A 12,700-nucleotide genomic window follows, 5' to 3' on the forward strand; every position below is an offset into this window, starting at 1 on the left:
CGGGATGCTGTTCGACCATCGAACAGCCCTCGTGCGCCAAGCACAGCACTGGTTTCAGTGCGTCCATCCGTCACAGGTTCGCTCCGACAAAAATCCACCGCCTGGATAGCAAGTTGGAGAGCCCGTGATGACGACAAAACTAAAAAATACCGTGCATTTGAGTGAATCGGCCAAGGTCGACTCCGGCTCCGTGCAGCCCTTTACCCGCTCGCAAAAAGTCTACGTGCAGGGCACTCGCCCGGACATCCGCGTGCCGATGCGCGAGATCAGCCTGGACGTGACCCCCACCGATTTCGGCGGTGAAATCAACGCGCCCGTGGTGGTCTATGACACCTCCGGCCCCTACACCGACCCCAACGTCATCATCGACGTGCGCAAAGGCCTGGCCGATGTGCGCTCGCCGTGGATCGAAGTGCGCGACGACACCGAACGCCTCTCGGGCCTCAGCTCGCACTTCGGCCAGCAGCGCCTCAGCGACGCCGAGCTGACTGCGCTGCGCTTCGCCCACGTGAAGAACCCACGCCGCGCCAAGGCCGGCGCCAACGTCACGCAGATGCACTACGCGCGCAAAGGCATCATCACCGCCGAGATGGAATACGTCGCCATCCGCGAAAACATGAAGCTCGAAGAAGCCCGCGCCAGCGGCCTGCTGGACCAGCAACACGCCGGCCACAGCTTTGGCGCCAGCGTGCCGAAGATCATCACCCCGGAATTCGTGCGCGAAGAAATCGCCCGTGGCCGCGCGATCATCCCGGCCAACATCAACCACACCGAACTGGAACCGATGATCATTGGCCGTAACTTCCTGGTGAAGATCAACGGCAACATCGGCAACAGCGCGCTGGGTTCGTCCATCGAAGAAGAAGTGGCGAAACTGACCTGGGGCATTCGCTGGGGTTCGGACACCGTGATGGACCTGTCCACCGGCAAGCACATCCACGAAACCCGCGAGTGGATCATCCGCAACTCGCCGGTGCCGATCGGTACGGTGCCGATCTACCAGGCCCTGGAAAAAGTCGGCGGCGCCGCCGAAGACCTGACCTGGGAACTGTTCCGCGACACCCTGGTGGAGCAGGCCGAGCAGGGCGTCGACTACTTCACCATCCACGCCGGTGTGTTGCTGCGCTATGTGCCGCTGACCGCCAAGCGCGTCACCGGCATCGTCTCCCGTGGCGGCTCGATCATGGCCAAGTGGTGCCTGGCACACCACAAAGAGAACTTCACCTACACGCATTTCGACGAAATCTGCGAAATCATGAAGGCCTATGACGTCAGCTTCTCCCTCGGCGACGGCCTGCGCCCGGGCTCGATTGCCGACGCCAACGACGCCGCGCAATTCGGCGAGCTGGAAACCCTCGGCGAGCTGACCAAGACCGCCTGGAAACACGACGTGCAAACCATGATCGAAGGCCCGGGCCACGTGCCGATGCAGCTGATCAAGGAGAACATGGACAAGCAGTTGGAGTGCTGCGACGAAGCGCCGTTCTACACCCTCGGCCCGCTGACCACCGACATTGCGCCGGGCTACGACCACATCACCTCCGGGATCGGTGCGGCAATGATCGGCTGGTTCGGCTGCGCGATGCTCTGCTACGTGACGCCCAAGGAACACTTGGGTTTGCCGAACAAGGATGACGTCAAAACCGGGATCATCACCTACAAGATCGCGGCCCATGCGGCGGACTTGGCCAAAGGGCATCCGGGCGCGCAGATCCGCGACAACGCCTTGAGCAAGGCGCGCTTCGAATTCCGTTGGGAAGACCAGTTCAACCTGGGCCTGGATCCGGACACCGCGCGTTCGTACCACGATGAAACGCTGCCGAAGGATTCGGCCAAGGTCGCGCATTTCTGCTCGATGTGCGGGCCGAAGTTCTGCTCGATGAAGATCACCCAGGAAGTGCGCGAGTACGCGGCCAACCAGCGCATCGACGCGGTGGATGTGGATGTGGCCAAGGGCTTGGCGGAGCAGGCGGAGCGGTTCAAGCAGGAAGGTAGCCAGCTGTACAAGAAGGTCTGACCCAAGGGCGGCGGTGACTGTGCCGCCGCCATCGCGGGCAAGCCCGCTCCCACATTTTGAATTGTGAATACATTCAAGTGTGGGAGCGGGCTTGCCCGCGATAGCAATCTCCCAAACAAAAAATGCCCCTCAGAGATAACACCCTTGAGCATTCAACCGAGTACCTACTCCCCTGATACCGCAGTGCCGAGCGACAAACGCGTCTTCGGCGCCCGCGACCTGTTCTCCCTGTGGTTTTCCCTCGGCATCGGCCTGATGGTCCTGCAAACCGGCGCCTTGCTCGCGCCCGGCCTGGGCTTGTCCGGTTCGTTGCTGGCGATCTTCCTCGGCACCCTGGTGGGCGTGTTGCTGCTGGCCGCCGTTGGCGTGATCGGCAGTGACACCGGCCTGTCCGCCATGGCCGCGCTGAAACTCAGCCTCGGTGCCAAAGGCGCGAGCCTGCCGGCGCTGCTCAACCTGTTGCAGCTGATCGGCTGGGGCTCGTTCGAAATCATCGTGATGCGCGACGCCGCCAGCCTGTTGGGCACGCGGGCATTCAGTGACGGCAGCCTGTTGGCCAGCCCGTTGCTGTGGACGCTGTTTTTTGGTGGTTTGGCGACCTTGCTGGCTGTTAGCGGCCCGCTGACGTTTGTGCGCCAGATCCTGCGCAAATGGGGCATCTGGCTGCTGCTCGCCGCCTGCCTGTGGCTGACCTGGAACCTGTTCGCCAAGGCCGACCTCGCCGCGCTCTGGGCCCAGGCCGGTGACGGTTCGCTGCCGTTTGCGGTGGGTTTCGACATTGCCATCGCCATGCCGCTGTCGTGGCTGCCGCTGATCGCCGATTACTCACGGTTCGGCAAGCGCGCCAAGAGCGTGTTCGGCGGCACGGCGTTGGGGTTCTTTATCGGTAATTTCTGGCTGATGAGCCTGGGCGTGGCCTACACCCTGGCGTTTGCGCCCAGCGGTGAAGTGAATGCGCTGCTGTTGGCCTTGGCCGGTGCCGGCCTGGGGATTCCGCTGTTGCTGATCCTGCTGGATGAGTCGGAAAACGCCTTTGCCGATATCCACTCGGCGGCGGTGTCCAGCGGCATGCTATTGCGCTTGAAGGTCGAGCACCTGGCCCTGGCGATTGGCGTGGTCTGTACACTGATCGCCTGTTTTGCGCCGTTGGCCCAGTACCAGAATTTCCTGCTGCTGATCGGTTCGGTGTTTGCGCCACTGTTTGGCGTGGTGCTGGTGGATCACTTCATCCTGCGCCACCGTGGCCAGGGTGTGGTCGCCGCGCTGCGTTGGCCGGCGTTGGTGGCCTGGCTGGGCGGCATCGGTACCTACCACTTGCTGGCCAATCTGTATCCGGATGTCGGCGCGACCCTGCCGGCGCTGGTGCTGGCAGGGCTGTTGCAGCTCATCCTCGGTCGCGCCTTCAGCGGCGCGCGGGCACCAGTTCAGGCTTGAGGATGCCTTCCAGGCGCGAGTAGGGAATCTGCAACTCGACGTGGCCCAGGGCATACGGCGCGATGGTGGTGGTGGGGTACTTGAGGATCACGCCACCGTAGGTCAGCGCCACGTTCGGGGTTTTCTGGAAGGGGTAGGTCTTCACGAACTCCGGCTCCAGGCTCAGGCGGGTGCTGATCAGCCAGCTGTTGTGGGCGACCTGGGCGGCTTTCCAGAAGGCGCCTTCCTTGCCGGGCAGCAGCATGTCGGTCAACGACAGGGCTTTTTGCTGCTGGCGCGAATAGTTGATGAACGCACGGCCCGGCTCGCCGTGGGTGGCGCCCTGGTCGAGGTAGCTGGACAGCTCGATGATCACCAAGCCGTCATGCTGCTCACGTACCTTGGCCTGCAAATACATGCTGTTGCGTGGCGCGGCGCTGCGCAGGAATTGTTCGCTGTAGGTCGCCAGGCTGGTGGGCAGCGGGTCGGCCTGGGTCATTTCCAGCAGGCGCTGTTCGATCAAGGCATCCAGCTTGGGCTCCATGGCGAAGTGCACGGTGTCGATGTTCACCAGCGGGCAGTCGGCGCTGGCGCAACCCTGCTTGCTTTGCTCGGTGGCCTCGCGGGTGGCTTCCAGCGGCGTGCGCCAGCTTGGTTGAAACAGGCTTTGGCAGGCACCCAGGGTCAGGGCGATGCAGGCCACGGAGGCGATTTTTAAAAGCGACATGGAGGTCCTTCGTCTAACGATAAGAGCGAAATGGTGCAGCTTCGACTACCGGCAGGGCAGTCAGTTCGCCACTAAGCTGATTAGGGGGGCGTTCTCAATTAGTTTCCCCGTCGCGTTGTCGCCTTAAAGCGGGCCAGGCAAGGCGCAGGCCGCAGGGAATGGTGTTCCCTTTTCAAGGCCTGCAACGCAGCCTGGCCCGCTTTAAGGCACAACCCGAAGGGCCGGGCCTGATGCTGTGCAGGGCTGCGTTGCTCGAAGCTTATTTGGAACGACCAAACCACGCTTCTCGCGCCTTGCCCTGCACAGCATCAGGCCCGGCGCGACGGGGAAACTAATTGAGAACGCCCCCCTGAGTTTGACGTTCGCCGTCTATCCCGGCAACCGGAAAGGGGCTGCACCAACCGTTGCGGGCGCGTTAGGATGGCGCGAATTGCACAGGCTTAACGAGGAAGGGTATGACGGACATTGCGAAATCGGCGCCGAGCAAAATCGAAATTGTTCAGCACGACACAGCTTTCAAGGGCTTCTATCAGCTTGATCGCCTGCAACTGCGCCACGAGAAATTCGACGGCGGCATGAGCCGGGTGATCAATCGCGAAGTCTTCGTTCGTCATGATGCCGTGTGTGTCTTGCCCTACGACCCACAGCGCGACGAAGTGGTCTTGAACGAGCAGTTCCGCGTCGGCGCCATGGGCCGTACCGACAACCCCTGGCTGATCGAAATGGTCGCCGGCCTGATCGACAAGGACGAGCAACCGGAGGAGGTTGCACACCGTGAGGCCGAGGAGGAAGCTGGGCTGACCTTCTCCGCCTTGTGGCCGATCACCAAGTATTTCCCGTCGCCCGGCGGCAGCACCGAATTTGTCCACTTGTACCTGGGTCGTTGCGACAGCACCGGGGTAGGTGGCGTCCATGGATTGGAAGAAGAGGCCGAAGATATCCGCGTCACCACCTGGGCCTTCGAAGATGCCCTGCAAGCGGTGCGCGACGGCAGGATTTCCAACGCAGCCAGCATTATCGCCCTGCAATGGCTTGCGCTTAATCGCGCGGAAGTGAGGGGGTTATGGCAGTAAAGGCACGGGAACGTTACCGGGTTGACCTGATCGGGCTGCAAGCAGCCTGCGAGGCCAACTATGCGCGGCTGATGCGCCTGCTCCCCGATATGCGCCACGCCCCGGCGGCGCGGCGCATCGGTGTGACCCATGGCGATCAGATGCTCGGCGTGCTGACCCTGGAAGTCATCGTCAACTGCCCGTACACCACCACCCTGCGCGTGCGCCAGGAACACAGCCTGCCGTGGCTGCCGGTGCCGCAACTGGAAGTGCAGGTGTACCACGACGCGCGCATGGCCGAAGTGATCAGCGCCGAACATGCGCGGCGCTTTCGCAGCATCTATCCTTACCCGAATGTGTTCATGCACCAGCCCGATGAGAAAGCACAGCTCAATGTGTTCCTCGGTGAATGGTTGAGTCACTGCCTGGCCCTGGGCCATGAGTTCGAAGCGGTGCGGTAGATGTGAACTGCGTCTGCTTCCCTGGGTTTCCTCTTTGTGTCCTGCCCCAGCATAATCGCGCTATTCGTCCATTCCTGTGATTGCCCTGGGAGAGCGCCTTGCCGAGCGTAACCACCGTGAACCCCGATGCACCTGCGTTGCTGGTGCAACTGTCCGACAGCCACCTGTTTGCCGAGGCCGACGGCACGCTGCTGGGCATGAACACCCGTGAAAGCCTGCAACGGGTGATCGAGCTGGTGCGCGTGCAGCAGCCGCGGATCGACTTGATGCTGGCCACGGGGGACTTGTCCCAGGACGGCACGCTTGAGTCCTACCAGCTATTTCGCGACCTGACCCGGCAGATCGACGCCCCGGCGCGCTGGATTCCCGGCAATCACGACGAACCCCAGGTCATGGCCCTCGCCGCCATGCGCAGTGATTTGCTGGAGCCGGTGGTCGATATCGGCAACTGGCGCGTCACCCTGCTGGATTCCGCCGTGCCGGGCTCGGTGCCGGGTTACCTGCAAGACCAGCAACTGCAATTGCTCGCCCAGGCCCTGAGCGAAGCGCCGGGCCGCCATCACCTGGTGTGCTTCCACCATCATCCGGTGTCCATCGGCTGTGCGTGGATGGAGCCCATCGGCCTGCGCAATCCCGACGCGCTGTTTGCCGTGCTGGATCGCTTTCCGCAGGTCAAGGCGGTGCTCTGGGGCCATGTGCACCAGGAAATCGACCGCGAGCGCAACGGCGTGCGGCTGCTGGCCTCGCCGTCCACCTGCATCCAGTTCGCGCCGGGCAGCGAGGATTTCAAGGTCAGCGAGCAGGCGCCGGGGTATCGCTGGTTGCGCTTGCATGCCGACGGGCGGTTGGAGACGGGTGTGGAGCGGGTTACAGACTTTGCCTTTACCGTGGATTACGGCAGCAACGGCTACTAAAAGCTGCAAACACTGATCAACCTGTGGGAGCTGGCTTGCCTGCGATAGCATCACCTCGGTATGCCTGATGTACCGAGTCGCCTGCATCGCAGGCAAGCCAGCTCCCACATTGGTTCGCCTATATCCTGTAGATACCACCCCGATCCCTGTAAACTGCGCCTCTTTGGCCCACGTCATGGAGAGCCCGGCATGTCCGCTTCGATCCTGTATATCCACGGTTTCAACAGTGCGCCGGCATCCAACAAGGCCAGCCAGTTGATCACCGTGATGGACGCCCTCGGCCTGGCCGACCAGTTGCGCGTGCCGGCCCTGCATATCACCACCCGCGTCAGGCGATTCCTCAACTGGAAGCGGCTATCGCTGAACTGGGGCGCCCGCTGCTGGTCGGCAGCTCACTCGGCGGCTACTATGCAACCCATCTTGCCGAACGCCATGGCCTCAAGGCGCTGCTGGTCAACCCGGCGGTCAGCCCCCATCGGATGTTCGACGGTTACCTGGGCACCCAGAAGAACCTCTACACCGATGAAACCTGGGAATTGACCCACGACCACGTCACGGCCCTGGCCGAACTGGAAGTGGCGGCGCCCGAGGACGCCGGGCGGTATCAGGTGTGGTTGCAAACCGGCGATGAAACCCTGGATTATCGCCTCGCCCAGCAGTACTACCGGGCCTGTGCCTTGCGCATCCAGGCCGGTGGCGACCATGGTTACCAAGGCTTCGCCGGGCAATTGCCGGCACTGCTCAGTTTTGCCGGCATTGGCGCAGATCAGTATCAATCCTTCGATTTTTCGTCACTGTAAAAATCGCAGGTCACTTTTTAATCGAACGACTCACGACGAGACCCCATGGCCACTCCCAGCGCTAGCTCTTATAACGCCGACGCCATCGAAGTCCTCTCGGGCCTCGACCCGGTGCGCAAACGCCCCGGCATGTACACCGACACCAGCCGGCCGAACCACCTTGCCCAGGAAGTCATCGACAACAGCGTCGACGAAGCCCTGGCCGGCCACGCCAAGTCGGTGCATGTCATTCTTCACGCTGACCACTCCCTGGAAGTGTCCGACGACGGCCGCGGCATGCCGGTGGACATCCACCCGGAAGAGGGCGTACCGGGCGTCGAGCTGATCCTCACCAAGCTGCACGCCGGCGGCAAGTTCTCCAACAAGAACTACCAGTTCTCCGGTGGCTTGCACGGCGTGGGGATTTCCGTGGTCAACGCCCTGTCCACGCTGGTGCGGGTCAGGGTCAAGCGCGACGGCAACGAATACGAGATGACCTTCGCCGATGGCTACAAAGCCACCGACCTGGCCGTGATCGGCACCGTAGGCAAGCGCAACACCGGTACCAGCGTGTACTTCGCGCCGGACCCGAAATACTTCGATTCGCCGAAATTCTCCATCAGCCGCCTCAAGCACGTGCTCAAGGCCAAGGCTGTGCTGTGCCCGGGGCTGCTCGTCACCTTTGAAGACAAAGGCACCGGCGAGAAGGTCGAGTGGCACTACGAAGACGGCCTGCGTTCTTACCTGGAAGACTCCGTCAGCGACTTCGAACGCCTGCCCAACGAGCCGTTCTGCGGCAGCCTGGCGGGTAACAAGGAAGCCGTCGACTGGGCGCTGTTGTGGCTGCCCGAAGGTGGCGACAGTGTGCAGGAAAGCTACGTCAACCTGATCCCCACGGCCCAGGGCGGCACCCACGTCAACGGCTTGCGCCAGGGCTTGCTGGATGCCATGCGCGAATTCTGCGAATACCGCAGCCTGCTGCCGCGCGGCGTGAAGCTGGCGCCGGAAGACGTGTGGGAGCGCATTGCGTTCGTGCTGTCGATGAAAATGCAGGAGCCGCAATTCTCCGGCCAGACCAAAGAGCGCCTGTCGTCCCGCGAGGCGGCGGCGTTTGTCTCCGGCGTGGTCAAGGACGCGTTCAGCCTGTGGCTCAATGAACACCCTGAGCTGGGCCTGGCCCTGGCGGAGCTGGCGATCAACAACGCCGGCCGTCGCTTGAAGGCCAGCAAGAAAGTCGAGCGCAAGCGCATCACCGCAGGCCCGGCACTGCCGGGCAAGCTGGCCGATTGCGCCGGGCAAGACCCGATGCGCTCCGAACTGTTCCTGGTGGAAGGTGATTCCGCCGGCGGTTCCGCCAAGCAAGCGCGGGATAAGGAGTTTCAGGCGATCCTGCCGTTGCGCGGCAAGATCCTCAACACCTGGGAAGTCGATGGCAGCGAAGTCCTGGCCAGCCAGGAAGTGCATAACATCGCCGTGGCCATCGGCGTCGATCCGGGCGCGGCGGACATGAGCCAGCTGCGCTACGGCAAGATCTGCATCCTCGCCGACGCCGACTCCGACGGCCTGCACATCGCTACCTTGCTGTGCGCGCTGTTCGTCCAGCACTTCCGCCCGTTGGTGGATGCCGGTCACGTCTACGTCGCCATGCCGCCGCTGTACCGCATCGACCTGGGCAAGGAGATTTTCTACGCCCTCGACGAAGCCGAGCGCGATGGCATCCTCGACCGCCTGGTGGCCGAGAAGAAACGCGGCAAGCCACAGGTCACGCGATTCAAAGGCCTGGGTGAAATGAACCCGCCGCAACTGCGCGAAACCACCATGGACCCGAACACCCGTCGCCTGGTGCAGTTGACCCTGGAAGACTACGCCGCCACGTCGGAAATGATGGACATGCTGCTGGCGAAAAAACGCGCACCGGACCGCAAGTCCTGGCTGGAATCCAAAGGCAACCTTGCCGAGGTGCTGGGCTGATGCGCACAGGTTTCGCCCTGGCGATCCTGATGTGGAGCGGGTTGGTGGCGACCTCGGTCGTTGCCGCGCCCGTGGCTGAACTGAAACTCGTCTCCGAACACGCGGTGGACGGCATGCGCGGCGGCAATCTGTCGGGCCTGGCCTTGTGTGGCAAGGAGCTGTGGACGGTTTCCGACCGCGACGACGACCAGATCTATCGCCTGGATATCAGCGCGCCGACCTGGCAGGCCGAAACGGTGAAGATCGACGTGCCGCCAGTGCCGGAGTCCGGCTTGCCCTGGGGGTTGCGCTCGCGCACCAAGGCCGCGTCGTTCATTCGCGGTGGCGACCTGGATTTTGAAGGCATCAGCTGCGATGCCGCGGGTAACCGCTACATCGTCAGTGAAGCCCATGCGGCGGTGCTGCAAGTGCCGGTGAACGGCGTGCCCGAGTGGTTGAAGATCGCCCCGGGCATGGTGCGTGAAGCGCGGGCCAGTGGCATGTTGCTGCACTTCAATGCGTTGTTTGAGGGGCTGGCGATCAATCCCGAGGGCAATCAGATTTGGCTGGCAGCCGAGCGCGAAAGGCGCGGCCTAATCTCGATCAAGCGCGGGCAAAGCGTTTGGGATTGCGATGGCCCCTGTGTATTGCTGAGCGAAGCCGGCCAGGAAGTGCAGCCGGTCAAGTTCACCAATGCCAAGGCCGTGTCCAAGGACTTTGCCGACCTGGCCCTGTTCAACGGCAAGCTGTTTACCCTGGAGCGCAATGCGTTCCAGATCTGCCGGCGCGATGCGGTCACGGCCAAGGTCGAGCTGTGCTGGTCGTTTGCCGACGAGACCCTGACGCCTGAGCGGCGCTATCCTCAGGCCTACGGCCTGGCTGAAGCCCTGGTGGTGGACGCGGACGGCGCCTGGTTGGGCATCGACAACAATTTCGGCCCCCGCGCCGATGGTGAAAAACGCCCGGTGGTCTATCGTTTCGCCGCCCCGGCCGGTGGCTGGAGTGCCCAGCCATGAACCCTGAATTTTTTGAATTGACCCGGCGCCGCGGCATTTCCGCCGCGCCTTACCCAATGATGAGGCCCGCATGAGTGACATCCTCGCAGACAGCTTAGATGGCGTAGAACGCCGGTCGCTGGCTGACTTCACCGAAAGTGCCTACCTCAACTACTCCATGTACGTGATCATGGACCGTGCCTTGCCGCATATCGGCGACGGCCTGAAGCCCGTGCAACGGCGCATCATCTACGCCATGAGTGAGTTGGGCCTGGACGCTGATTCCAAGCACAAGAAGTCGGCGCGTACCGTCGGCGACGTGCTCGGCAAGTTCCACCCCCACGGCGACTCCGCCTGCTACGAAGCCATGGTGCTGATGGCCCAGCCGTTCAGCTACCGCTACACGCTGGTGGACGGCCAGGGCAACTGGGGTGCGCCGGATGATCCGAAGTCCTTCGCTGCCATGCGTTACACCGAGGCGCGCCTGTCGCGTTACTCGGAAGTGCTACTGAGCGAGCTGGGGCAGGGCACCGCCGATTGGGGCCCGAACTTCGACGGCACGCTCGACGAACCGCTGGTGTTGCCGGCACGTTTGCCGAATATCCTCCTTAACGGCACCACTGGCATCGCCGTGGGCATGGCCACCGATGTACCGCCGCATAACCTGCGTGAAGTGGCCACAGCGTGCGTGCGCTTGCTCGATGAGCCCAAGGCCACGGTCGAACAGCTCTGCGAGCATATCCAGGGCCCGGACTACCCGACCGAAGCGGAAATCATCACGCCGCGCGCCGACCTGCTGAAGATGTACGAAACCGGCAAGGGCTCGGTGCGCATGCGTGCCGTGTACCACATCGAAGACGGCGACATTATCGTCACCGCGTTGCCGCACCAGGTGTCTGGCGCCAAGGTGCTGGAACAGATCGCCGCCCTGATGCAGGCCAAGCCGTCGAAGCTGCCGCAAGTGGCCGACCTGCGTGACGAATCCGACCACGAAAACCCGTGCCGCATCGTGATCATCCCGACCAACAGCCGGGTCGACCACGAAGTGCTGATGCAGCATCTGTTCGCCAGCACCGACCTCGAGTCGAGCTACCGGGTCAACGTCAACATCATCGGCCTGGACGGCAAGCCGCAGCTGAAAAACCTGCGCAACCTGCTGGTGGAGTGGCTGGAATTCCGCGTGCAGACCGTGCGTCGCCGCCTGCAATTCCGCCTGGACAAGGTCGAGCGCCGCTTGCACCTGTTGGACGGCTTGCTGATTGCCTACCTCAACCTGGATGAAGTGATCCACATCATCCGTACCGCCGAGCACCCGAAAGCCGAGTTGATCGCGCGCTTCCAGCTCAGCGAAATCCAGGCCGACTACATCCTCGACACCCGCTTGCGGCAATTGGCGCGACTGGAAGAAATGAAGCTGCGCGACGAGCAAGACGCGCTGCTCAAGGAACAAGCCAAGCTGCAAGCCCTGCTGGGCAGCGAAGCCAAGCTGAAGAAGCTGGTGCGCACCGAGCTGATCAAGGACGCCGAAACCTACGGCGACGACCGCCGCTCGCCAATCGTGCAGCGTGCTGAAGCCAAGGCGCTGACCGAAACCGAGCTGCTGCCAAACGAGAAAATTACCGTCGTTCTGTCGGAAAAGGGTTGGGTTCGTTCGGCCAAGGGGCATGATATTGACGCCACTGGCCTGTCGTACAAGGCTGGCGACGGCTTCAAGACCGCTGCGGCCGGGCGTTCCAACCAGTTCGCGGTGTTTATCGACTCAACCGGGCGCAGTTATTCGGTGCCGGCCCACACCTTGCCGTCTGCACGGGGCCAGGGCGAGCCGTTGACCGGGCGCCTGACGCCGCCACCGGGGGCGAATTTCGAGTGTGTGCTGCTGCCGGATGACGATTCGCTGTACGTGATTGCGTCGGACGCGGGTTACGGTTTCGTGGTCAAGGGTGAAGACCTGCAGGCCAAGAACAAGGCGGGCAAGGCGCTGTTGAGCCTGCCGAACAACGCCAAGGTGATCCTGCCGCGACCGGTGGACGATCGCGAGAGCAACTGGCTGGCCTCGGTGACCACCGAAGGGCGTTTGCTGGTGTTCAAGATCAGCGACCTGCCGCAGCTGGGCAAGGGCAAGGGCAACAAGATCATCGGCATTCCTGGCGAGCGCGTGGCCAGTCGCGAAGAGTACGTGACCGACATCGCAGTGATCCCGGAAGGCGCGACCCTGGTGCTGCAGGCCGGCAAGCGCACGTTGTCGCTGCGTCCTGACGACCTTGAGCATTACAAGGGCGAGCGTGGTCGGCGTGGTAACAAACTGCCTCGGGGCTTCCAGCGCGTGGATGCTTTGTTGGTAGAAACGCCGGTTTAACGCGTATTAGAGGCCTCGATCTACGGTTTAACGCGT

At 62.7% G+C, this 12,700-nt stretch carries 9 protein-coding genes and 1 pseudogene; 9 read left to right on the forward strand and 1 reads right to left on the reverse strand.

All coding sequences use genetic code 11. The annotated features are described in order from the left end of the window. Positions 1 to 127: 127 nt before the first annotated feature. Complete coding sequence (gene thiC / locus PSH87_RS02520) at positions 128 to 2,017, forward strand: phosphomethylpyrimidine synthase ThiC (protein WP_017734933.1); 1,890 nt, start codon at positions 128 to 130, stop codon at positions 2,015 to 2,017. A gap of 144 nt (positions 2,018 to 2,161) precedes the next feature. Then, positions 2,162 to 3,451 (forward strand): putative hydroxymethylpyrimidine transporter CytX, encoded by a 1,290-nt coding sequence (gene cytX, locus PSH87_RS02525; RefSeq protein ID WP_305432373.1) that lies wholly within the window; start codon positions 2,162 to 2,164, stop codon positions 3,449 to 3,451. On the opposite strand, the gene PSH87_RS02530 is transcribed toward cytX, so the two are convergent. After that, positions 3,420 to 4,157: an RsiV family protein gene (locus PSH87_RS02530; RefSeq protein ID WP_305432374.1), complete on the reverse strand. Its 738-nt coding sequence runs from the start codon at positions 4,155 to 4,157 to the stop codon at positions 3,420 to 3,422. The two genes, cytX and PSH87_RS02530, sit on opposite strands and share 32 nt — an antisense overlap. A 455-nt stretch (positions 4,158 to 4,612) precedes the next feature. Between PSH87_RS02530 and PSH87_RS02535 the strand changes: the two genes are divergently transcribed. From PSH87_RS02535 to parC, 7 genes and pseudogenes are all read left to right on the forward strand, one after another. Next, positions 4,613 to 5,230, forward strand: coding sequence for an NUDIX domain-containing protein (locus PSH87_RS02535; RefSeq protein WP_305432376.1), 618 nt, complete (start codon positions 4,613 to 4,615; stop codon positions 5,228 to 5,230). Beyond that, positions 5,221 to 5,670: a DUF1249 domain-containing protein gene (locus PSH87_RS02540; RefSeq protein WP_017734937.1), complete on the forward strand. Its 450-nt coding sequence runs from the start codon at positions 5,221 to 5,223 to the stop codon at positions 5,668 to 5,670. The genes PSH87_RS02535 and PSH87_RS02540 overlap by 10 nt, the downstream gene beginning before the upstream one ends. A gap of 98 nt (positions 5,671 to 5,768) precedes the next feature. Continuing rightward, the gene (cpdA, locus tag PSH87_RS02545) at positions 5,769 to 6,584 is read left to right on the forward strand and encodes a 3',5'-cyclic-AMP phosphodiesterase (protein ID WP_305432377.1); all 816 of its coding nucleotides are present in this window, start codon (positions 5,769 to 5,771) and stop codon (positions 6,582 to 6,584) included. Positions 6,585 to 6,773: 189 nt separating this feature from the next. Then, a pseudogene (locus PSH87_RS02550) lies at positions 6,774 to 7,384 on the forward strand (YqiA/YcfP family alpha/beta fold hydrolase). Between the two features lie 45 nt (positions 7,385 to 7,429). Continuing rightward, positions 7,430 to 9,334 carry a DNA topoisomerase IV subunit B gene (gene parE, locus PSH87_RS02555; RefSeq protein ID WP_017734940.1) on the forward strand — a complete coding sequence of 635 codons (1,905 nt, stop codon included), beginning with the start codon at positions 7,430 to 7,432 and terminating at the stop codon, positions 9,332 to 9,334. Next, positions 9,334 to 10,329: an esterase-like activity of phytase family protein gene (locus PSH87_RS02560; protein WP_305432379.1), complete on the forward strand. Its 996-nt coding sequence runs from the start codon at positions 9,334 to 9,336 to the stop codon at positions 10,327 to 10,329. The genes parE and PSH87_RS02560 overlap by 1 nt, the downstream gene beginning before the upstream one ends. A 70-nt stretch (positions 10,330 to 10,399) precedes the next feature. Then, positions 10,400 to 12,664, forward strand: coding sequence for a DNA topoisomerase IV subunit A (parC, locus tag PSH87_RS02565; protein ID WP_207041136.1), 2,265 nt, complete (start codon positions 10,400 to 10,402; stop codon positions 12,662 to 12,664). The last annotated feature ends 36 nt before the right edge of the window (positions 12,665 to 12,700 follow it).

It is taken from the genome of Pseudomonas sp. FP453 (genome assembly GCF_030687495.1).
Taxonomy (GTDB): Bacteria; Pseudomonadota; Gammaproteobacteria; order Pseudomonadales; family Pseudomonadaceae; genus Aquipseudomonas.